Origin of the sequence: Psychromarinibacter sediminicola (assembly GCF_029168335.1) — a bacterium.
GTDB lineage: Bacteria > Pseudomonadota > Alphaproteobacteria > Rhodobacterales > Rhodobacteraceae > Psychromarinibacter > Psychromarinibacter sediminicola.
This window is the reverse complement of record NZ_JARGYC010000037.1, coordinates 24,884-47,509: the sequence shown is the minus strand read 5'-3', so window position 1 is coordinate 47,509 and position 22,626 is coordinate 24,884. Positions and strand designations below refer to the sequence as shown.

The window sequence follows — 22,626 nt, the reverse complement described above, 5'->3', positions numbered from 1 at the left end:
GAGGGTGTCACATTCACCGACGGCGTCGCCCAGGGCGACACCAAAACCCGCGCCGCGTGATCAGGCAGCGTCACCCAAATTCGGGCATAGCTCCATCCGGAACAGGCGGGCCCGCAAGCCCGATCCGGTGTCGGCGGCTTTGATTCCGGCCCATGCCTCGATCACGGTCAGCGAAACGATGTCGTCTGCAAACCCGCGGTTACTGGCGAGAACGAGCGCGAAGGCGCGCAGCGCGGCCAAGTGCTGCTCGATCCCATTGCGCGGGTCGTTCGTCGTGTTCGCCACCAGTGAGCGACGCGCGCGGGCGTCGTCGACGGTACAGACCTTGATGGGGCTGTGGACGCTCGTGACTCGGCAGTCCATGGCAACTCCTTTGTGTCTTGCCCGACTCGCCTGCGCGGCGCCTCAGCAGAGCGCAGCGCTCCGGCAGAAGTGTGGTGATCCTGTGGGGCAGCGCGCTCGAACCGCGCGACTGAGTCGGGGACCGTCTGGCGATCATGCCCCAACCGAGCTCGGTCCCGGCTGATCCACATCAGTCGTGATGACTATTGTTGCCGGAAGAACGCCCGGAGGCTGCGCCGGAAGCGCCGTCCTGCACGCGAGTTACCGCAAGAGCGGACCGTCCTGATCCAGGTACGAGGTGTCGAAGCCCGCGAGGTCCGTAAGCCTGGCGAAGTCGTCGAAGACGACGCGTCCCTTCTGGAAGGTCATGAGCTTCTGCTCGCGCAGGTGCCGCAGGACACGGTTGACGTGCACGGCGCTGAGACCCAGCGCATCGGCAAGGTGATACTGCGTAAGCGGGCAGTCGAACCCGGCATCGTCGGCCAGTCCCACGAGTTTCAGGCGCGCTCCCAGTTCAAGCAATAGATGCGCGGTACGCTCCTCGGCCGTGCGCCGCCCAAGATTCACCAGATGTTCGACGACCATGGCCTCGTCGCGCGACGCTGCCCACAGGACGGCGGTGGCCAGCCGCGGTGCGTCGGCGAAGGCATCGAACAGGTCCGAGGCGAGAACCTCGGTCGCCTCGATGCGGGTAAGGGCCTCGACGTTGTGGTCGGATGTGCGGAAGAGAATGCTGCGCAGGCCGAGGAAATCGCCGGGCACCTGGAAGTCGACGATCTGCCGATCGCCGTCCGGTGTCGTCTTGTACGAAAAGGCCCACCCCTCGGCGAGCACGAAGGCCGAGGCGTTGACCTGTCCTTCGTGGGTCAGTTCGTATCCGACAGTGAAGTTCCGCCGCCGGATTAAGAAGCGCGCAAGCGTCGCGAGGTCGGTTTCCGACAGGCTGACAAAGGTGGAGAGTTTCAGGCTCAGGGCGCTTTGATGCATCGCGTCTGGTGCTCTCTGGAGAAAGATATCCGTCCGCGGATAGCCGGAATTTCTGCGTATCGGGCTGCTGTGCATCAGTCCGTCCCGCCCCAAAGGGCCTATGGTCACTTCTTTCCGGCAGCCCCAGCCGGATTTTCAAATTCCGGATTGAAGGCGAACCATAATGACCGCGCAACACGACATCGCCGGCACCGCTGCACTGAGCATCTGCGAATCGCTGCTTCTCGCGCTCAACGATCATAAAATCTTACCAGAAAAGGAGATCGTCGGCATCCTCCGGGACGCGGCCGACGCGCACGGACACGCCTCGACAGGCTCGGACGACGACCTGCACACGGCCGTGGCGCAGCTCATCAACGGAATCATCGCCGGCGGCAATTCGGTGCGTCGGCCCTGAAAAGCGCGCCGCATCGAATTGCGTCGGCAAACGTTGTCCCTCGAAATCATTACCGCGGAGCTTGCCTTGCATGCGCATCTTTTCAAACCCGGTGGGGGCCGGATCACTCTGGTTCGACAACCTCGCCACCGCGGACGGAAACCCTGTCGGCTACGATCCGCAGGCACGCGCGTTCGTCGCGATCCCGCCGTTCTGCGCGAACCGCGAGACCATCGGGTGCAACTGGATCGCGCCTCAGCCGGGCGCCTTCTGCCGATCCTGCGCGATGACGGCGCTGGCGCCCGACACGTCCATCCCCAATGCCATGCCGAATTGGGCTCAGACCGAAGCCGCGAAGCGCTGGGTGCTCGACAATCTCGGCCGGTGGCACTGGTTCCGGCCCGAAGACCCCGGAACGCGACCCGTCTTCAACATGCTGGCGGAAGGCCCGACGCCGGTCGCCATGGGGCACGCGAACGGCGTGGTGACCATCAGCGTAGCCGAGGCCGACCCGGTTCTGCGAATGACACGGCGCGAAGCACTGCAGGAACCCTATCGCACCATGATCGGACATATGCGCCACGAGATCGCGCACATGCTCTGGTGGCGTCTCAGCCTGCGCGCCGATTTCCTCGAGGCGTTCCGCGCGGTGTTCGGCGACGAACGTGAGGATTACCCGGCTGCGTTGCGGCGCCATTACAGCAACGGCCCTCCGCCCGACTGGCGGGCGCGCTTCGTGACCACCTACGCCTCGGCGCATCCGCACGAGGACTGGGCCGAAACGGCCGCACACCTCCTGCACCTGGCCGACATCTGCGACAGCCTGTCCGCCGCCGGGCATTCCGCGCCGGGCCTTCCGGTTGCCGGCTGGGACGCTTATGCCGAACCGGACGCAGACCACCTGATCCGCGTCGCGATCTCGCTCGTCATGGGGATCAATCACGTCAACCGCTCGATGGGACTGCCCGACATCTATCCCTTCGTTCTTTCGGATGTCGCGCGCCAAAAGCTGGCGTTCGTTCATGGTTGGCTGCGGAGGGGTGCCCAAGCGCGGTGAATGGCGACATTTGTTGGTGCTGCGGCAATGGCGGCACCCAAGTTGTGGCGTGACTGCAGGAAACCAGGTCCGCTCGCTCGACCCAAGGGCACTTGACCCCGTTGCGTGAGAAGCCAAACTGCGCCTGCAATGGGGAACGTTGGCCGCGTCACTGCGCGGATGCGCTGCCCGGCAGGCTCCAGGAGGTCTTCATGGCGTTCGTGGCAATGCTCGGATCCATTGTTCGCGACGGCAGTCTCTGCGTGATCGACGCGTCCGGCGAAGCTCACCATATTGGAGATGGTTCAGCCCCCAAGGCAACACTGCGTCTGACCTCCAAGCTGAGCGAGTACACGATGGTCGTTAACCCGGCGCTTTCGGTCGGCGAGGCCTACATGGACGGCCGCTTGGTGATCGAGGACGGCAGCCTCTACGACTTTCTGGACGTTGTGGCCCGAAACTTCGGTCCTGGGGGACAGCACCCTTGGCTGGTCTTCCTCAAACGGCTCCGCAGGGGACTGAAGCAGTCCAACCCGATGGGCCGGGCGCAGCGCAACGTGGCACATCACTATGACCTTTCGCCCGAGTTCTACGACATCTTCCTGGACCAGGATCGGCAGTATTCCTGTGCCTACTTCAAGAGCATGGACGAAACGCTCGATGCCGCTCAGGAAAACAAGAAACGGCACATCGCCGCGAAGCTGTGCCTGGATCGGCCGGGGCTGCGCGTGCTCGACATCGGGTCGGGCTGGGGCGGCATGGCATTGTATCTGGCAGAGACGTTCGGCGCCGAGGTCACCGGTGTCACGCTAAGCAAGGAGCAGCACAGCTATAGCCTGCGCAGAGCGGCCGACTCCCCGGCCAGCGAGCGCGTTCGTTTCGAACTCCAAGACTACCGTGAGATTGAGGGGCACTTCGACCGGATCGTTTCGGTCGGAATGTTCGAGCATGTGGGAAAGAAGAATTACCCGGAGTTCTTCGCCCGCCTTCGCGCGCTTCTGACCGAAGACGGCATCGCCCTTGTCCACTCGATCGGCTACGCCGATGCACCGGGGCCGATCAATCCGTTCATACGGAAGTATGTTTTCCCCGGGGCGGATCTTCCGTCGATGTCCGAAGTCTTCGGCGCGGCCGAACCCAACGGCCTCTTCGTCACGGATCTCGAAATTCTGCGCTTGCATTATGCCGAGACGCTGCGCCGTTGGCGCGAGCGTTTCACAGCGCGGTCGGCCGATGTCATCACGCAGTATGACGCACGCTTTTTCCGCATGTGGGAGTTTTATCTTGTGCTGAGCGAAATCGGATTTCGGCAGCGCACGAACATCGTTTTCCAGATGCAAATCGCCCGGCGCATCGACGCCGTCCCGATAACACGAGATTACATGACCGACGTGGAGCGAAACCTGGAGAAGGCCGACATGTAGCCCGACGACAGCGGCTGCTGAAGCCCGTGTTTGCACAAGATCCTGCCCGGCGCACTCCGGAATCTATGGAGCGGTTCGACCTGACGATGCGCAGACGTCGGTCTTCCTGGGCGCGCAAGGAACGGTGGCAAAACTCGCACTGCCGGTCTTCGTAGATCGGATCATGCTGCACACCGGCACGAAAGGCCGCTTCCGGGAAGCTGCGCCGCCGCATGCTGCCGCCGATGAACGGCGGCTACGGGCCGGCAGCGATAGCGAGTTCCTCGCGGCACGCGCGAAGTCGGCTTGGCACGCCGTGGTCAACCAGGGCTCGGAGCACCAGTTCGCCGTGCCGATCACGAACGGCCGCTTTAGCCATTCTGCCTGAATTGCTCCGGCTGGGCTGCCCACTCTAACGGAAACGGCTCGAGCACGCTCGCCAGCGTCACCTCCGGTCCCTGCGCGCCGGCTACGATCACCTCAACGATGTCCGGCGCGAGCAGCGTGAGCCGGAGGACCCGGGTCATGTAGGACGGTGCGATCCCCTCGCGCTCGGCCAGTTCGGCGATGGTAGCGAACTCACCCGACTCCAGCATCCGCTTCCAACGGAACGCGCGCGCCAGCGCTTTGACCAGCGTGTTATCAGCCCGCCGTGGCAGCACGGCTCCCTCCGGCAGCTGCATCTCCTTCCGGCCACCGCGCTTCACGACACGGTAAGGGATGTGGAGCGTCACAGTCTCCGGGATCGGTGCGCCCCGCGTCATGCCGCTGCCCCCATATCTCCAGCCAGCATTTCGCGCGCAAGGCCGCCAAGGCCATCGACGCGGAGGCGGACGTTCAGGCCCTCCGTGCCGATGTCCACGCGCTCGACCAGCAACGCCACGATGCGCGCCTGCTCGGCGGGGAACAGTTCGTCCCACAGTGGATCGAGCTGCTGCAGGGCCGCGCGGGCCTCGGATTCGGTGATGTCGTCGGCGTGGGCGCGCGCCGCCTTCCACGTACCCGCCACGATCTCCGGCTGGCGGAACACGGCGCGCAGCTGGTCGATGACAGTGGCCTCTATCTCGCCTGCGGGTACGCGGCCGACCAGGCATGATCCGGCGCCGTGTTTCAGCACCGTCTGGCTGACGTAGTAGCGGTAGAGCCTGCCGCCCTTGCGCGTGTGGGTCGGCGAGAAGGCCGCGCCGTCGGGTCCGTACAACAGGCCCTTAAGCAGCGCCGGGGTCGCAGCGCGGGTGCGCATCGCCCGCTTACGGGGGCTCTCCTGCAGGATGGCGTGGACCCGGTCCCATGTCTCACGGTCGATGATCGAGTCGTGCTCGCCGGGGTAGCTATCGCCCTTGTGGACGGCCTCGCCGACGTAGGCGCGGTTGTTCAGCATCCGGTAGAGGTACTTCTTGTCGATCCGGTTGCCGCGGGGCGTGCGAATGCCGCGCTTCGCGACCTCGCGGGCCAGTTCCGTTCCAGAGCCGATCTCGAGGAAGCGGGAGAAGATCCAGCGGACATGCTTGCCGGCTTCTTCGTCCACTACCAGCTTGCGGTTCTCGACGCGGTAGCCGTACGGCGGCACCCCGCCCATCCACATGCCCTTCTTCCGGCTCGCCGCGACCTTGTCGCGGATGCGTTCGGCGGTCACCTCGCGTTCAAACTGGGCGAAGGACAGCAGGATGTTCAGCGTCAGCCGGCCCATGGAGGTGGTGGTGTTGAACGACTGCGTGACCGACACGAAGGTCACGCCGTTGCGGTCGAATACCTCGACCAGCTTGGCGAAGTCCGCCAGCGAGCGGCTGAGGCGGTCGATCTTGTAGACCACCACCACATCGACCAGCCCATCCTCGATGTCCTCCAGCAGCCGCTTCAGGCCGGGCCGTTCCAGCGTGCCGCCGGAGATGCCGCCATCATCATACTGATCGCGGACAAGCACCCAGCCCTCGGAGCGCTGGCTGGCGATGTAGGCTTCGCAGGCCTCCCTCTGGGCGTGGAGCGAGTTGAACTCTTGCTCCAGCCCTTCCTCGGAGGATTTGCGAGTGTAGACCGCGCAACGCAGCTTGCGGACGACCTTCGATTTTTCCGGCGGCTTCGTCATGTCCGCCCCCTGTGGTTCTTGAGCCCGAAGAAGACCCATCCGTTCCAGCGGGTGCCGGTGATCGCGCGCGCGATGGCGGACAGCGACTTGTACGGCCGCCCTTGCCATTCGAAGCCGTCGGCGGTGACGGTGACGACCTGTTCGACGCCCTGCCACTCGCGCAGCAGCCGCGTTCCGGTGATCGGGCGGTCGCGGTTGGCGCGCATGCCGCGCTTCTTCCTGTCGCCGCCGTCCAGTTCCTCGCCCAGCCGCTCAAGCCGCCGGATCGTCTCCGGCTGCAGTCCGCCATAGGCGAGTTCCTGAATGCGATAGGCCAGGCGGCTCTCCAGATTGCGCCGGTTGAACGGCGGCGGCTCGCTGTCGAACAGGTCGCGCCACTGTTTCTTCAGGTCGGGCGTCGGCGTGGTCTTGAGCGCGGCCAGGCGCGCGGGGATGCGATCGGGCTTGTTCATGCATTTCTCCGGTGCGTTGGAGTTGCATGACGGCATTGGTCGGGCGGATAGTGTAGGCAACGTTCTCCAGTATCGTCAGATACTTCGCCCGTCTCCCGCATCCGCAACCGAACTAGCCCGAGCGCCAGCAGACCACACATCTCGGCGCGACGCTCTGCGAGCGTCATCGCCGAAGGGGCGAGCGGGTTGGGGCGACGAATGGGACCGGGATCGAACATCATGATCCATCGGTGCCGGATTGCGCCGATGACCGCGACCTCGGAACGGGTCACCCCGTGCCCGGCCGGAAAGGGTGAACCCCTTAGGTGTTGCAACACCGTGGTGGGTTGAGGGGTCAGGGCGTTCCCATTATGTTCGAACTGTCCCCAATCGATTCACGAGGCCGCCCATGTCGCTGCAAACGCTCGACCGTACCCAATGGAGTTATGCAGAGGCGCTGGCCCATGTGCAGAATGTGACCGTCGCACGGCGCGCCACGGAGGCGGCAAAGCTGCCGCCGAAGCCTGTGCCGGAATACCAGACCTGGAACCCGCCGCAGGATCCCGCTGTGGCCTGGAAGGCGGAAGGGGAGACCGAGTTGCTCGTCGCGCTGAGGGACGGCGATCTTCTGGCGCAGGGCCGTTACACCGAAGAGCGGACGCATGGCTGGGGAAATGGCGGCAGCAGCAGCGGCTTCGGTCTGCATTCGGGCTACCACACCAGCATCCGCCCGGAGCAGTGGCGCGAGGGCAAGTGTTCATTCGGGCGACTGACCGCGCGGGATTGGGAATTCATCGACATCCGCGTGGCGCGTTTCCTCGTGAAGGCGATCTGGCCGGATTACATCCCGGAGCCGGTGCGGCCTGCACAGGACGCGGCAGATGCGATTTACACCACGCCCTATCTCGAGTTGATGCAGACCGCGATTGCACATTTCGGGATCACGGCCGAGGACCAGGGCAAGAAGGACTGCCTCGTCGACTGGTTCCTCGAGCAGCAGATCGAGGGCGAGCCGGTGTCGAACAAGCTGGCCGACGCCATGGCCACGCTGATCCGGCTGCCGTCGGCACAGCGCGGCGGCGCGAAGCGGGTGCTGGGGCCCGATCTGCGCCAGACCGGATAGGATCGGCGAAGGCGCCCGCAAGCGCGTTGTTGGGGACAACGCGATTATGGCGGCGGCTGGCTCTGGCCCGTGCCGTTACCATTGCCCTCGATACCCCTGTTGCAAATGCGGCCCCCGGACGCTGGGCGTCTCGATGAAGGGCGGAACCGTTCACTGCGTTCGCGCGGACGAGGGGTCACCCCTCTGATCGGCCGCGGCCGCTGAAGGCGCTCCACAGGGGTCGTTGGGCCCGTTGGGGTCCACCCATTAATTGACGTTATTTCAATGCCTTGGCGGAAGGGATCACCCCTTTCCGGAGCGATGGCCTGTGGCCGGGCGGACCGGTTCCGACGTCGCGAGGGCGGTCTGATGCGCGGCAGAACCGAGGGCAACGACGCCCTTCAACCGGTTCCGCAGCCCCCGTGTCCGTCCGTCTCCGCCAACTCTCGCACCATGCCGCCGCGGCTCCTTTGCCGACCGGCGCGCATGCGCCCATCCCGTGGGGGCGGCGATGAGCGCGCGGGACTGGCGGGCCTTCGATGCGGAGCTGCGCGCGCGCGTGCCGGAACTGGCGGTGGAGCTGCTGGGCAAGCCGACCTTCCGGGCGGGCCAGGAATGGCGCTGGGGCCGCAAGGGCAGCCTCGCGGTCGTGATCGGCGGCGCCAAGGCGGGCATGTGGTTCGACCATGAGACGGGCGACGGCGGTGGTTTCGTCGATCTGGTTGGCCGGGATCTCGGTCTCTCCCGCGGCGACGCGCTGGACTGGACGGCCGATCGTATCGGCATCGGGCGACGCCATCGGCCGACCCGGACGCACCCGGCGCCATCGTTCCTGTCGACGAACAAGCCGGTTTCACCTCCGGCCCAGCCGGGCGCGGAAACCGCGCCTCAGACGCCTCACGACGATGCAGACCCGGCCGTCTCCCGTGCAGAGGAAGCCGCAGCTCGCGCCAAGCGGATCTGGACCAGCGCACGTCCAGCCCCGGATGACCATTCCTATCTCACTGCCAAGAAGGTTGCGCCGCTCGGCTTGCGCATGGACGCGCGCGGACATCTCGTCGTGCCGCTGCAAGACGGCGACGGCCGCCTGCACACTGTTGAGACCATCGCGCCGGACGGCGCCAAGCGCTTCCTCGCTGGCGGCGCAAAGCGGGGGCATTTCGCGGTGGTGGGCGCGGAGCCGGGGCCACTCGGGGAGCCCAACGGCCCCGTCCTGATCTGCGAGGGTTGGGCGACCGGCGCGAGCCTGCACATCGCCACGGGTCATACCGTGATCGCGGCGATGGACGCGGGCAACCTGATGCCGGTGGCCGAGGCGTTGCGGGCGCGCTTTCCGGCGGCCGACCTCGTCCTGGTCGCCGACAACGACGAGAAGCCCGACCGCAATGGCAATCCCGGTGTCGAGGCGGCCCGCAAGGTCGCTCTCGCGGTCGACGGCCGTCTGGCCGCGCCGGGCAGCCCGGGCGACGCCAACGACCTGTTCTGCGCCGAGGGGCCGGACGCCGTTGCGGCGCTGGTGGCTGGTGCCGCCCGGATACCGCCGCCACCGCCGACCTATCCCGCGCCGGTCCTTACGCCCGATGAGGCCCGCGCCTGCCTGGCCGACGCCATCGCCCGCTTCATGACCGCGATCCCGGACTACTGGGCCGCCGTCGAGGCGGCGCAGGAGGAGGCCAAGAACCCCGACTCCAATCGCGATCCGCTGGATTTCAACATCGTTGCACGGGCGGCGCTGCCTCCGCTTCTCGGCCTGCCGGTCGACGTGGGCCTCGGCAAGACCTCGAGCGCGCGCGTCGCCATCGCCGAGCTGATCGCCGCGGGCGGGCTTGGGCCACGCAAGGTCGTCTATGCCGTGCCGCGTCACGATCTCGGGGCCGAGCAGGTCGCGGCCTTCGAGGCGCTCGGCCTCAGCGCCATGCTCTGGAAGGGGCGCACCGCGTCCGATCCCACGCCGGACAATCCCGACCAACTCATGTGCCTCGACACGGAGGCCACCTTCGACGCGCTCGAGATCGAGCATCCGGTCGAACAGAGCTGCTGCAAGGTCAAGAACGGCGCGGAACTGCTGCTCTGCCCCTGGTTCCACGACTGCGGCTACCAGCGCCAGAAGCCGCTGGCGCAGGCGGCGCAGGTCATCGTCTGCGCCCATGACAGCCTTTTCCACATGAAGCCGCAGGCCATCGGCGAGGTCGGGCTCCTCGTCATCGACGAGGCGTTCTGGCAGTCGGGCCTGCGCGGTCTCGACGGCAAGGCGACGCTCACGCAGGACGGGCTGGAGCCCGGCCGGACCTCGCTCACCTGCTACACCGGCAAGGGGAAGATGGATGTCAGCGCCACCGCCGACCTCGTCGCCGCGCGGGAGCGGCTCTGCAAGGCGCTGCGGGTCACGGAGCCCGGTCCGCTGCGTGTGGGCTTGCTGGAAGCCGTCGGTCTCACCCCGGAGGACTGCCGCCATGCTGCGACGCTGGAACGCCGCCGGATGCGCGACGCGGGCCTCCGCCCCGGCATGTCGCCCGTCGAGCGACGCAAGCGCATCGAGGCGGTCCTGCCGCCCGCGGGCGAGCCATGGGCGCCGCCCGGGCGCTGCGCCACGCTCTGGCTGATCCTCGCCGAGGCGCTGGAGAACGGCCACGACGCCGCCGGCGCCGAGCTCGTGCACGACATGACCGAGGCCGGTTCGGTCCGCGCCCTCCGCCTGCGCTGGCGCAGCCCGATGCGGACCGGCTGGGCGGCCCAGGCGCCGATCCTGCATCTCGACGCGACGCTGCGGCCGGAACTCGTGCAGACCTACCTGCCACGGATCGATATCGGCGCGCCCGTCGCCGCGCGCCAGCCGCAGGTCCGCGTCCGCCAAGTCACCGGCAGCCCGACCTCGGCCCGCGCCCTGACGCCCTCCGCCGATGCGCCCGAGCGCGACCGCAAGGCCGCCGCGACCCGGCTGCGCGACCTCCGCGCCTGGATCGACCTCCGGGCCCGCCAATGCCGTCGCCCTGGCCAGGCAATCGATCTGCTGGTGGTGGGCCAGAAGACCGCCATTGATGCGCTCAGGTCCGCGGGGCTGCCGCCGCGGGTTGAGGCGGTGCATTTCAACGCGCTGAGCGGGCTCGACCGCTGGGGCGGGATCGGCGGCATGGTGGTGCTGGGCCGCACGCTTCCCGCGCCGCGCACCGTTGAACTGATTGCCACGGCGCTGACCGGCCGCGTGCCCGCGCCGAACCCGGAGGACGCGGGCTGGTGGTATCCGATGCTCGAACGCCGTGTCCGGCTCGCGGACGACCGGACCGCGCCGCTCGCGATGGAGGAACATGCCGATCCCATCGCCGAGGCCGTGCGCTGGTGCATCTGCGAGGGCGAGCTGATCCAGGCGATGGGGCGCGGGCGCGGCGTCAACCGCACCGCCGCCACGCCGCTCGAGATCGACCTGCTCACGGACGTGGTCCTGCCGGTCACCGTCGATGCGCTGGTGCCCTGGTCCGACCTCCGCCCGACCCGGCGCGACCTGATGGCGCTGACCGGCATCGAGATCGAGAACGCCGCCGACATGGCCGCCTGCTTCCCCGAGCTGTGGTCCACGGCCGCCGCCGCGCGGCAGGATCGGTCGAGGAGTGTGACAAACTGCTATTATAGAGACCTCTATAATAGCCAAATGTCACACTCCTCCGCAGAGGTGACCTATCGCCCGGAGGGTCCCGGTCATCGCGCCCGCACCGCCCGCGTCGATCTCTCCCGCATTCCCGATCCGGAAGCCTGGCTCACCAACCGCCTCGGGCCGCTCGCCAGCTTCGAGATGCGGTCGATCGCGGGCTCCGGATCTGACGCACCCGATCCCGCCGCGGCGGCACGCCTCGACACCCTCGCATCCCGCCTGACCGCCAGCATGCAGGCCGTGCTCGCCGCGCGCCGCGCTGCGCTCGAAGCGCTGTCTGCGCGGCTAGACGCCGCGAAGCCCGCCGCCCTGCGCCGCACCCACCACCCCCAACCAGAAGAGGAGACCGAGGCATGAGTTTTGACAGGATGCGCCTCTACGACGCCGGGCGATTTCACGACACGGAGTTGCCCGACTGGTATCATGCGGCCGTGCGCATTAGCGAAACCGAACGCGTGGACTGGCATCGCGCGCTCGAGCGTGTCCTCGACTGCGAATACACGCTGCTGACCGAGGAGGGCTTGCTGGGCGGTGCGCTCGAGATCCGGTTCTGGCCGAGCGAGATCCACGGCTTCTTCGTGCTGATCGAAACGCCGCTCTCCTTCGTCGAGCATGTCATCGTCCCAAACCCCGCGGACTGGCTGCCGTTCCTCTCGCGCCATCTCGCACCGCTCATCTCGGTCGCCAACCAGAGCTCCCTGATCGCGCTCCACGGCAGGATCGACAACGCCTTCATCGCCTGGGCGCGTCACGGCAAGGGCTGCCATATCAGCCGCGAGACCGGCGAGAGCCGGATCGACCTCGATAACGACCGCGACCGTCGCCGAGCCCAGCAAGCCCGTGCGGCGTTGGAAAGAGAGCGGCAGGAGGGGCACGGATGAAGACGATGCGCTGGCATCCTCCGGGCTATGGTGGCGAGCGCCGCGACCCGGACCGCGTGAAAAGGGACGGGTGGCGCGATCAGGGCGTGCTCGCCATCTCAATTGACGATGAGCGCCTCAGCTGGCCAGAGCGGGAGCTGGTCCGACAGCTGGGCGAGAAGCTGTATGGGCCGCGGCAAAGCAGGGCGGACGCGCAGGAACCCTAACCGGATTCCCCACTGGACCCCGGACTCCGCACCGGGGTCCAGACGGGGTCCACCCGCTAACCCGTTGAAGTTTCTGGTTCCTTCTGGGCGATTGTGTATACGGGAGGGCACAGCGCGCACTATCGCCAGCGACAGGGCCGAAATTTTGGGAAGCCACCCCGGAAATTGGAGTCCAGAACGTATGCCACCTGGCCAATGATTGTTGGCGTTCGAGGCGCTCAAGTGGTGGATTCCGTGGCGCATCCGGAATCCAGCCGGACTCCGGTGGGAGCCAGCACCATGGAATCCATCTCAAGGGGACCGATCGCCCCGTGAAGTAAATCACCGATCATGATTGCCGCTCCGGATACAACCGGTTCTGACGGCGCTCCTATGATGTCATCCGCGCCGTAACCCGCGTGAAATTCGTAACTGGGCTTATGTCCTTTGCCTTGCGGCGGCATCTTCGATGCCATCCGGATGCGGAGCGCCAAATGATCGACCGCCGCCCCGGAGGGACGGCGTCCATCAACTTGTCGGGGTCCGGTGCGTCAGGCGGCGGGGAGTTTGTACACGCGCCCCCGGTTCTCGACCTTCTCCGAGGTCACCTCGAGCCCGAGTTTCTTCTTCAGCGCCCCGGCCATCGCGCCGCGCACCGTGTGCGACTGCCAGCCCGTCGCGGCCATGATCTCCTCGATGGTCGCGCCGTCCGGCGCGCGCAGCATGGCGATCAGCGTGGCCTGCTTCGTGCCCTCGCGCGGTATGCGCGCCTTGGGCGCGGCCTTCGGTTCGGTGGGGGTGTCCGGCTCGGGCTCCTCGGTCGCCGCGTCCGTCGCGCCCGCAGGCGCGGTTTTCGCGTCCTCGGTCTCGATGCCGATGGCGGTGAGGCCCGCTTCGGTGGCGACCAGCGTGACGCCGTGGCCGTCGCCGGTCTCGCGCCAGACGGTCTCGCCCTTAAGCATGTCCGCGTCGACCTCCTGCAGGAAGCCCTTGGCGAGCATCGCGCCGACCACCTTGGCGGCAGCCCCACCGCGCAGGCTCTCGGGCAGCGGCAAGGCGATGCGGTCCTCGCGCTGTGCGGCGGCGCTGAGGATGATGGCTTGGGTATCGGAAATCTTCGTCATGGGGTCGTCTCCGTATTTGGGCCCGCGACATGCGGCGCCTTCTACGACCCCGAGCCGCGCTGGGCGCGCGGCGGGAGTTCCGGCGTTGCCGGAGATCAGCGGGCGTGTTCGCCCTCGCCGAAGGCGCTGTCGGTGATGCGCTTCAAGAGGCTGGCGTAGTGTTCGAGGGTGCCGACCATCGCCCAGCCCGCCTCGTCGGGGGCGCAGTTGAAATGGTCGTCGCTGAGCGCCTGCAGGCGGGCGAGCATCTCGTCGATCTCGGCCTTCTTGCCGATGAAGGCCGCGAGCGCGGCTTCCTTGTTCCTGCGCGCCCTCTCGGCGCGGAGTTCGTGGCGCGGGGTGGTGATCGGGTTCAGGCGCGTGGTCATCGTGGTGGCTCCGTGGTGAGTTGCATCGTCCTTCTGACAGGACGTTCGCTCTGTCCGTGACGCTTATCAACTCAATAAGCACATGATTCTGAATGATAATCGGAGCCGTCGATGCAAGGCATGAGCGAGCGCCAGTACGCCGCGCATGTCGGGCTGTCGCGGGGCGCGATCCAGAAGGCAGGAGTGGAAGGCAACTGCGGCCTATTTTGACAGGACAATCCGCGCATCGTGAGAGAGGCCGTCGAGGGGCACGCGGACAGAAGCACCTGCAGCGATGATCACTCCATCCAGTACCGAAGCTGGTTCGGCACCGCGGATGATCTGGACCGCAATCGTGGCCGCGCCCACGGCAATGGTGACGCTGAAGCCAGGCCATGTACTGGGCAAACGGGGCGTGATCACGAGAGACGTTCCTTCGCGGCGGAGGCCGAGGATACCTTCAATGCCTGCGCGGTACATCCAGGCGGCGGAGCCGGTGTACCATGTCCAGCCGCCACGTCCCGCGTGGGGTGGCACGGAATAGACGTCGGCCGCGACCACGTAGGGCTCGACCTTGTAGCGCCGGACCTCGGCGGGCGTTCGGGCGTGGTTGATCGGGTTGAGGAGAGCGAAGAGCTCTGCCGCCTTGTCGCCGTCGCCCATCTCGGCGAAGGCGAGGACCGCCCACATGGCGGCGTGGCTGTATTGTCCGCCGTTTTCGCGCAGGCCCGGCGGGTACCCCTTGATGTAGCCGGGATCGCGCGGCGTCGTGTCGAAGGGCGGCGTGAAGAGGAGCGCGAGCCCGGTGTCGCGCCGTATCAACTCGCGGTCGAGGGACGCCATCGCCAGAGCGGCACGCCCGGGGTCGGCGGCGCCGGACAAGACGGCCCAGGACTGGGCGATGGAGTCGATCCGGCATTCGTCGTCCGTGCCGGTGCCGAGCCAGCTGCCGTCGTCGAAGGTCGCGCGGCGGTACCAGGCGCCATCCCAGGCCTCGCGCTCCAGCGCCTCCCGCACCAGTTTTCCATGCGCGCGCCAGCGTGCGGCGCGCGCCGGATCGCGGATGTCGGCCAGCGGCGCGAACTGCGCGATGGTGCGCAGGAGCAGCCATCCGAGCCAGACGCTTTCGCCCTGGCCATGCTCGCCGACGCGGTTCATGCCGTCGTTCCAGTCTCCGGTTCCGATCAGCGGTAGCCCGTGCGCGCCGGTCAGCCCGAGGCACTGGTCGAGCCCGCGGGCGCAGTGCTCGAAGAGGGATGCCGTCTCGTCGGCCTCGGACGGGACGAAGAACGCGTCATGGGCGTCCGGCGGCACCTGCGGACCCTCCAGGAACGGCACCTCGGCATCGAGCACGGCCACGTCGCCCGACGACTGGACGTAGGCGGCGGCGGCATAGGCCAGCCAGACGCGGTCGTCGGAGATGCGGGTCCGCACGCCCTGACCGGAATGCGGCAGCCACCAGTGCTGGACGTCACCCTCGAGGAACTGCCGCGAGGCGGCGCGAAGCAACTGCGCCCGCGCGGTCTCCGGCGCCGCGAAGCTCAATGCCATGCTGTCCTGCAACTGGTCGCGGAACCCGTAGGCGCCGCTGGCCTGGTAGAACGCCGCGCGCGCCTCGATGCGGCAGGCGATGGTCTGGTAGAGCAGCCAGCCATTCAGCATGACGTCCATCGCGCGGTCCGGCGTCTCGACCTGCACCTTGGTCAGAAGCCGGGCCCAATGCGCCTCGACCTCGGCGAGAACGCCATCGAGGTCGGCGGCGCGGTAGCGCCGGACGAGTTCTCGCACTCCTTCGGCCGAACCGGCTTGGCCCAAGAAGCTCACCACCTCGGCACTTTCGCCCGGGGCCAGCTCGACCGTGCGGGCAAGCGCAGCGCAGGGGTCGAGCGCGGCGCCTGTTCCGCCGGAAAGGTGGGCGCCGAGCTCAAGCGCCGAGGGCGATGAGGGGCTGCCGCCGCGGCCCAGGAACTCGCTGCGGTCGGCCGTCCAGGAGGACTGGCAACCGTTCAGGTCGGCGAACGCGACGCGGCCGGGAAACGCGGTGCTCCAGGGGTTCCGGACCATGAGCGCGCCGGTCTCGTTGTCCCTCTCGCTGACGATGTGCGGGGCCGACGCACCGCGCGACGTGCCGAGCACCCACTCGGCGTAGGCGGTCACCGACAGGCGCCGGGCGCGGCCCGAGGTGTTGCGCAGCGTCAGGCGCGAGATCCGGATCGGGTCCGCTCGCGGAACGTAGTGCAGGAGGTCGAGCGCGATCCCGTGCGCCTCGTGCTCGAACCGGCTGTAGCCGAAGCCGTGCCGGGCGATGTAGCGGCCGCCGTTGCGGATCGGCTGCGCGGTGGCGGTCCAGATATCGCCGGTCGCCTCGTCGCGAACGTAGAGCGCCTCGCCCGCAGGGTCGGCCACGGGGTCGTTCGACCACGGCGTCAGCTGGTTCTCGCGGCTGTTCTCGGCCCAGGTGTAGCCGCTGCCCTCGGCCGAGACCTGGAAGCCGAAGCCGGGATTGGCGATGACGTTGATCCACGGGGCGGGCGTCGTCGCGTCGCCGTCGAGGATGGTGACGTATTCCCGCCCGTCCTTGGCGAAGCCACCAACTCCGTTGAAGAACTCCAGCTCCGGCAGGGACGCCGCGGGCGGCGAGACAGCCGCGCGGCGGGCGGGCGGGGGAAGCAGGGTCGCCGGCACGGCCGGGAAAAGGGCCAGCTGCTCGGCGATGCTGCCCCGCGCGGCGGAGAGGTTCACGCGCGCCACCGCGGCGAGGATCGCCCGCGCCTCCGAAGGCATCGTGTCCGCCCTCAGAACGTGGGCCGCCCCTTCGGCGAGGTCCCGTCCGAAGCGCGGGCGCGACTGGCTGCTGCGCACCGCCGTTTCGATCGCAGTCTGCAGATCCTGGATGTACGACGACGGATGCTCGTTGATGATGACGAGGTCGACGGCGAGCCGCTTCATCCGCCAGTACTCGTGTGCCCGCAGGATCTGGCGCACCTGCGCGATGTCGCCGATGTCGCCGATCCGCAGCAGCACGATTGGCAGGTCTCCGGAGATGCCATGCCGCCAGAGGTCCGACTGCGGGCCGCCGCCCTTGAGGATCGCGGACGGCGGCGCTCGAAGGCGTGCGTCCGTGTAGACAATGGCCGCAGCGAGGCGCTGGAAGTCCGCCGCCTCCTGCGCCTTGATGTCGAGATGGCGGAGCTGCACCTGCGCCTGCGTCCAGGCGAGCGTCCGCGCCCGCTCGAACGCGCTGCGGTCGTGGTGCATGTCGATAAGGTCGAGGAGCGCGTCGCGGGTCGGCGCCACCACCGTCCAGAAGGCGACGCGCGCAGCGCGGCCCGGCGGCACGCGCAGGCGCTGGCGGAGCGAGAAGACCGGATCGAGGACGGTGCCGACGGTGCCGGAGAGAGGCGCGTTGATTGCGGCGGCGGTGGCCGGACTATTCCCGCGCCCGAGGAAGCGGGCCCGGTCCGTCTCGTGTTCCTGCGCGCCCAGCGGCTCGCCTTCGACGACGGCGAAGTGGGCGGCCCAGATCGGCGGCTCGCTGGGCGAGCGGGGGCGGCGCGTGGCGATCAGCGCGCCGTATTCGGGCAGGTACTCGGTCTGGACGAAGAGCTTGGAGAAGGCCGGATGCGCCGCGTCCGAGGCGGGCGGGGCCAGCACAAGCTCGGCATAGGAGGTGACCTCGATCTCGCGTGGCGTCCGGCCGCCATTGACCAGCGAGACGCGCCGCACCTCGCCGTCGTCTTCCCCCGAGACCACGACGTCGAGGGTCGTGGTCAGGCGGCCGTCGAGGCGGGTGAACTCGGCGCGGTCCTCGGTGAACTGCACCTCGGCACGGTCGGCGGAACGAGGGACGGGGTTCCGGCCCGGGGACCAGACCGCGCCGCTTGCCATGTCCCTGAGGTAGATGAAGGAGCCCCAGTCGTCGCGGGTGGGGTCCTCGCGCCAGCGGGTGACGGCGAGATTGCCCCAGCGGCTGTAGCCGCCGCCCGCAGCAGTCAGCATGACCGAGTAGCGGCCGTTCGACATCAGGTGCGTGACAGGGACCCCGGGCAAGCCACCCTCGTACCGTCGGACAGCCTGGACGTCGGCGGCGGCGTCGGTCGGCGTCGCCCGGACCTCCTCGGCACGCGGATGCGATGCGGGCACATCCCGCGGCATACGTTCCTGCAACAGAAGCTCGCTCGCCTTGATCATCGGCTCGCGGTGGAAGCGCTCCTGCATCCGGCCATCGAGGAGGACGTTCGCGATCGCGACGATCGTCATCCCCTGGTGGTGGGCCATGAAGCTTCGCACGATCGCGACCTCGCCACTCTCCGGCAGGCGCGTGGCGGTGAAGTCCAGGGCCTCATAGAAGCCGTAGCGTCCGCGCGCCCCCATCGAGGCCAACCGCTCGTAGTTCAGCGCGGCGCCGTGCGGGTCGACCATCGCGGCGAGCGCCGTCGCGTAGGGCGCGATCACCACGTCGTCGGCAAGGCCGCGCTTCAGGCCGAGGCCTGGAACGCCGAAGTTCGAGTATTGGTAGGTGAACTCGAGATCCCGGGCGTTGAAGGCCGATTCCGACACGCCCCATGGCACCCCGAGCGAGCGGCCGTAGGCCTGCTGCCGCCGCACCACGAGGCGGTTGCTTTCGGCGAGCAGGCTGCGCGGCGGCTCGGCCATCACGAGCAGCGGCATCAGGTACTCGAACATCGATCCCGACCACGAGACCAGGGCAGCTCCGGCGCCCACCGGGGTCGCGGTCCGGCCGAGGCGAAACCAGTGCCGCGTCGGTGCATCGCCCTTGGCGATGGCGAAGAGGCTCGCCAGTCGCGCCTCGGAGGCGAGCAGGTCGTAGCAACTGGGGTCGAGGCTGTTCTCGGCTGCGGAGTAGCCGATGGAAAGGAGCTTGCGATCCGGGTCGAGCAGGAACGCGAAGTTCATCGCGAGCGCGATCCGGCGCGCCTCTTGCCCGAGGGCGGTCAGACGCTCCGCCGCGTCGGAGAGGGTGCGGTCCCGGTCGTGCTCCATGAGCCCGCGCCGAAGCGCGCCGATCCAGTAGTTCAGATCGGGCTCGGAGTTCTCCGGGCGGAGGTCTGACGCGGCCGCCGTGCTTGCCTTGTCCGCCATACGGAGCAGAGCGGGCGAGATCTCCTCAAGCGGCTGCGCGCCGGCGAGCTTCTCCGCGATTGGCTCAAGGAGTCTTCCGACCTCGGCGGCCCTTGCCGGCGGCAGGTCGCCAATCGCGCCGAGCGCCAGCCGGGCCCCGTCGAGCAGGCCGACGCGCGCGTCGGCGATCTGCGGCGCCCGGGCCCATTCCTCGCATGCGTTGGCGAGCGAGACGAGGTGCCCGGCGAGGTTGCCGCTGTCGACCGAGGAAACATAGGCGGGCTCGAGGACCCGCAGGTCACGCGTGTCGTACCAGTTGTAGAGGTGCCCTTGCAGCTTGGGCAGGCGGCGGATCGTGGCGAGGCTCGCCTCCAGCCGCTCGATCGTTTCGGCGGTGCCGGCCCAGCCGAAGTCGCGCGCGGCGACCGCCGACAGGAGGTAGAGCCCGATGTTCGTTGGCGAGGTGCGGGTGGCGGTGACTGGCCGCGGCACCTCCTGATGGTTGTCGGGCGGCAGGAAGTTCTCCGCCGGCGTGACGAAGGTCTCGAAGTAGCGCCAGGTCTGGCGCGCGATCAGGCGAAGCTCGCGGGCGTCGTGGTCGGTCAGCGCGCTCCTCCGCGCCGGAGTCGGGGGGCGGCTCACCCAAAGGGCAACCGCCGGCGCGCCAAGCCAGAGAAGCGAGAAGGGGAGGATCAGCGGCCAGTTCGCCGGAGCCAGCGCCACTGCGGCGCCGGCCACACCCAGCCCCAGCGCGACGCCACCCGACATGCCGCGTGCGAAACCCGCGAGGGTCAGCCGGGGACTGCCGGAGGATTGCGCGGCCGTCGTCCATTCGAGCAGCCTGCGGCGCGTCCGGTAGAGCCGCACCAGCGTGCGCACGATGGCGTCGAGCATCCGGCGAGCGTGGTCGGGCAGGAAGGCGATCGCGAAGAACGTCTGCGCCGCTGCCTGCCGCAGGTCTCCCGCCAGTGTGCGAAGATGGTCGACGGCGCGGAGCCCGGCGCGACGCGGCAGGATCGACGACAGGAGCGGGAGCAGCGGCGGGATCGGCAGCGCGGCGAGGAGCAGCAAGGTCCCGGTGAGCGCCGCCGGCAGCGGTAGCAGCCAGGTCACCCCCAGCGTCGCCAGCGCGAACGGTGCCAGGAGCGACCGTCGGAGATTATCCAGCATCTTGCCGCGGCCGATCGCCGGAAGCCGGCCCCGCAGGAGCCACGGCAGCAGCTGCCAGTCGCCGCGCGTCCAGCGGTGCTGGCGCTTGGCGGCGACGTCGTAGCGCGAGGGGAAATCCTCGATGAGCTCGACATCGGACGCGAGTCCGGCGCGGGCGAAGATCCCCTCGAAGAGATCGTGACTGAGCATCGCGTTCTCGGGCACGCGGCCCGCGAGCGACGCCTCGAACGCATCGACGTCGTAGATGCCCTTGCCGGTATAGGAGCCCTCGCCGAAGAGGTCCTGGTAGACGTCGGAGACCGCCGCCGCGTAGGGGTCCATTCCGCCCGGACCCGAAACCGTGCGCTGATAGAGCGAACGCTCCTGTCCCGTCGGCAGGGCCGGCGTTATGCGCGGCTGCAGGATGCCGTACCCTTCGACGACCCGCCCCGCCTCGTTGTCGAAGACGGGCCGGTTCAGCGGATGCGCCATCTTGCCCACGAGCCGCGCCGCCGCATCGCGCGGCAGCCTGGTGTCGGCATCCAGCGTGATGACGTAGCGCACGCCCTCGGGCACGTCGGGCGCGACACCTGCCACCGTCACGAAGCTCGTGTCGGTTGCGCCGCGCAGCAGGCGGTTGAGCGCGTGCAGCTTGCCGCGCTTGCGCTCCCACCCCATCCAGACGCCTTCGCCGGGATTGAATTCCCTGCGCCGGTGGAGAAGCCGGAAGCGCGCCCCACCGGATTCGGGCGGATAGCGACGGTTCAGCGCCGCGATCTCCTCGGCCGCGAGCGCCAGAAGCTGAGCGTCGCCTTCGACGGTCTCGGTGTCGGCGTCGCGCCCGTCGGTCAACAGCGCGAAGCTAATGTCTCCGCCGCTGCCCGAGAGGTGATGCACCTCGAGCCGCTCGACCTGCTCGCGGAGCGCGGCCTCGGTCGTCAGCAGCGTCGGCACCGCGACCAGCGTCCGCAGCTCCGGTGGGATGCCGTCCTTGAGCTCCAGCCCCGGCAGAGTGTTCGCGCCGAAGCTCCAGGTTACGAACCTGTCGACGATCGCCGTCGCCGCCTCGCTTGCCGGCCACAGCGCACAGAGCGCCCAGAGCGTGAGCCAGCCGGCGCCGAGGCCCGGGAGCCAGAGCGCCCAGAGCGACAGTCCCACGAGCACGGACGTCAGCGCCATGATCGCGCCGACGTATCCGCCGATGCCGAGCCGGAGCGAGATGCGACTGGCCCAGAGGCGCGGAGAGGGATGGAAGCTGATCTCCGCCTCGAACGCGCGGCGTCCCCTCGCAAGGAGGTGCCAGCCCGGATCGGTCGTCCGGTCACGGCCGTCCGCCTTGTCGCGGCACCGGCTGAGGACGCGGTCAGTCACCTCGAGTTCGCTGAGCGAGGACCCGCGGGATAGGTCCTCGATGGCGCTGCGGTAGAGGTTGCGGCTCGGGAAATCCATCGCCGCATAGCCGCTTCCGTCGCAGAGACGCGCGTGGACCAGGCTGACGCTTTCGAAGAGATCGGCCCAGTCGGTCTCGGAGACGAGGCGCATGCTGGTGATCACGTTGCGCACGCTGACATTCGCGGCGCCCTGTCGCTCCTGCACGTGCCGCACGACATCCTCGACAGTGGCGTCCTGCTGTGCGAGCCGCTGCTCGAGCCAATCGAGCGCCGGAGTTGTCCTAGGGTCCTGGTCGCGCAGGCGCTTGCTCAGTTGCGCCGCGAACTGCTCGGACAAGGCGCCCGGATGGCGGGTGGCGATGTCGGTGAACAGCGCGGTGTGCGCACGTCCGGGCGCCAGCAGATCGTCGGCCAGCTCATCGGCCGACGCTCGCTCCCGACGTTCCGCGGTGATCTGGTCCCCGAGACGGCGCAGGTTCTCGACCAGGACGATGCGGAGGGTGATCGCCACTGCCCACAGTTCGCCAATCGTCAGCGGTTCGACCGACTGGTAGGCGACGAGGTAATGCCGCAGCGTCTCGGGGTCGAATTGGCTGTCGTTGTGCGCGACGAAGGCCCAGGAGAGGTCGAAGACCCGGGGATAACCGGCAAAGGGCCCGTCGGCGAGCTTCGGCAACTGCCGGTAGTAGCCCGGAGAGAGATCCTCGCGAATCTCGCGGATCTGCGCCTCGACGAGGTGGTAGTTGTCGAGCAACCACTCTGCCGCCGGCACCTCGCTGCGGCCTTGACTGACTTCCCGTGCGCTGGCGCGGTAGGTCGCCAGCAATGCTGCGGCGTTGTCCGAAAGGCGCGACTGCAGCGACGGCACCCGCAGCGGCCGGGTCACGACACGGTGGGCGGCGGCGAGGCTTCGCCCATGCTGTTCCAGCCGTTCGATCCCGAACAACTCCTCGCGGATCGGCCTCGCGTCGTTCCAGGGTATCGCGCCGGCGGACGCGTCCCAGCCAAGGTACTGCGTCAAGCGCATCATTGTCCGCCGTCGATCTGGCCTGCCGGCG

16 protein-coding genes are annotated in these 22,626 nt (G+C 68.2%); 8 read left to right on the top strand and 8 right to left on the bottom strand.

The window, feature by feature from the left end:
• Positions 1–60: 60 nt before the first annotated feature.
• Positions 61–363 carry a hypothetical protein gene (locus P1J78_RS14395; RefSeq protein ID WP_275568069.1) on the bottom strand — a complete coding sequence of 101 codons (303 nt, stop codon included), beginning with the start codon at positions 361–363 and terminating at the stop codon, positions 61–63.
• 240 nt (positions 364–603) lie between these two features.
• Positions 604–1,329, bottom strand: coding sequence for a Crp/Fnr family transcriptional regulator (locus P1J78_RS14390; protein ID WP_275568073.1), 726 nt, complete (start codon positions 1,327–1,329; stop codon positions 604–606).
• 163 nt (positions 1,330–1,492) lie between these two features.
• Here P1J78_RS14390 and P1J78_RS14385 point away from each other — a divergent pair, with 163 nt between their 5' ends.
• The 4 genes from P1J78_RS14385 (at position 1,493) to P1J78_RS14370 (ending at position 4,532) form a co-directional block, all read left to right on the top strand.
• Entirely contained in the window at positions 1,493–1,726 is a 234-nt protein-coding gene (locus P1J78_RS14385) for a hypothetical protein (protein ID WP_275568068.1), read from the top strand.
• Between the two features lie 70 nt (positions 1,727–1,796).
• A complete protein-coding gene (locus P1J78_RS14380; RefSeq protein WP_275568067.1) occupies positions 1,797–2,762 on the top strand; it encodes a zinc-binding metallopeptidase family protein in 966 nt (321 codons plus the stop codon).
• A gap of 191 nt (positions 2,763–2,953) precedes the next feature.
• Entirely contained in the window at positions 2,954–4,165 is a 1,212-nt protein-coding gene (locus P1J78_RS14375; protein WP_275568066.1) for an SAM-dependent methyltransferase, read from the top strand.
• A 163-nt stretch (positions 4,166–4,328) separates the two neighbouring features.
• Complete coding sequence (locus P1J78_RS14370) at positions 4,329–4,532, top strand: hypothetical protein (RefSeq protein WP_275568065.1); 204 nt, start codon at positions 4,329–4,331, stop codon at positions 4,530–4,532.
• Here P1J78_RS14370 and P1J78_RS14365 read toward each other — a convergent pair.
• The 3 genes from P1J78_RS14365 to P1J78_RS14355 form a co-directional block, all read right to left on the bottom strand.
• Positions 4,516–4,827, bottom strand: a complete 312-nt coding sequence (locus tag P1J78_RS14365; protein WP_445260955.1) for a ParB/RepB/Spo0J family partition protein — start codon at positions 4,825–4,827, stop codon at positions 4,516–4,518. The genes P1J78_RS14370 and P1J78_RS14365 overlap by 17 nt on opposite strands.
• A gap of 77 nt (positions 4,828–4,904) precedes the next feature.
• The gene (locus tag P1J78_RS14360) at positions 4,905–6,230 is read right to left on the bottom strand and encodes a recombinase family protein (RefSeq protein ID WP_275568063.1); all 1,326 of its coding nucleotides are present in this window, start codon (positions 6,228–6,230) and stop codon (positions 4,905–4,907) included.
• A complete protein-coding gene (locus P1J78_RS14355; RefSeq protein ID WP_275568062.1) occupies positions 6,227–6,682 on the bottom strand; it encodes a DUF2924 domain-containing protein in 456 nt (151 codons plus the stop codon). The genes P1J78_RS14360 and P1J78_RS14355 overlap by 4 nt, the downstream gene beginning before the upstream one ends.
• Before the next feature lie 388 nt (positions 6,683–7,070).
• Between P1J78_RS14355 and P1J78_RS14350 the strand changes: the two genes are divergently transcribed.
• From P1J78_RS14350 to P1J78_RS14335, 4 genes are all read left to right on the top strand, one after another.
• Positions 7,071–7,784 carry a hypothetical protein gene (locus tag P1J78_RS14350; RefSeq protein ID WP_275568061.1) on the top strand — a complete coding sequence of 238 codons (714 nt, stop codon included), beginning with the start codon at positions 7,071–7,073 and terminating at the stop codon, positions 7,782–7,784.
• 490 nt (positions 7,785–8,274) lie between these two features.
• Positions 8,275–11,766, top strand: coding sequence for a toprim domain-containing protein (locus P1J78_RS14345; RefSeq protein ID WP_275568060.1), 3,492 nt, complete (start codon positions 8,275–8,277; stop codon positions 11,764–11,766).
• Entirely contained in the window at positions 11,763–12,290 is a 528-nt protein-coding gene (locus P1J78_RS14340; protein WP_275568059.1) for a hypothetical protein, read from the top strand. Before P1J78_RS14345 ends, P1J78_RS14340 begins: the two co-directional genes overlap by 4 nt.
• The gene (locus tag P1J78_RS14335; RefSeq protein ID WP_445260954.1) at positions 12,287–12,496 is read left to right on the top strand and encodes a hypothetical protein; all 210 of its coding nucleotides are present in this window, start codon (positions 12,287–12,289) and stop codon (positions 12,494–12,496) included. Before P1J78_RS14340 ends, P1J78_RS14335 begins: the two co-directional genes overlap by 4 nt.
• A gap of 530 nt (positions 12,497–13,026) precedes the next feature.
• Here the strand turns inward: P1J78_RS14335 and P1J78_RS14330 are convergent.
• From P1J78_RS14330 to P1J78_RS14320, 3 genes are all read right to left on the bottom strand, one after another.
• Positions 13,027–13,599 (bottom strand): DUF3489 domain-containing protein, encoded by a 573-nt coding sequence (locus P1J78_RS14330; protein ID WP_275568058.1) that lies wholly within the window; start codon positions 13,597–13,599, stop codon positions 13,027–13,029.
• A 95-nt stretch (positions 13,600–13,694) separates the two neighbouring features.
• A complete protein-coding gene (locus P1J78_RS14325) occupies positions 13,695–13,967 on the bottom strand; it encodes a hypothetical protein (RefSeq protein WP_114537104.1) in 273 nt (90 codons plus the stop codon).
• A 201-nt stretch (positions 13,968–14,168) separates the two neighbouring features.
• Positions 14,169–22,598 (bottom strand): glycoside hydrolase family 94 protein, encoded by an 8,430-nt coding sequence (locus tag P1J78_RS14320; protein ID WP_275568057.1) that lies wholly within the window; start codon positions 22,596–22,598, stop codon positions 14,169–14,171.
• Positions 22,599–22,626 lie beyond the last annotated feature (28 nt).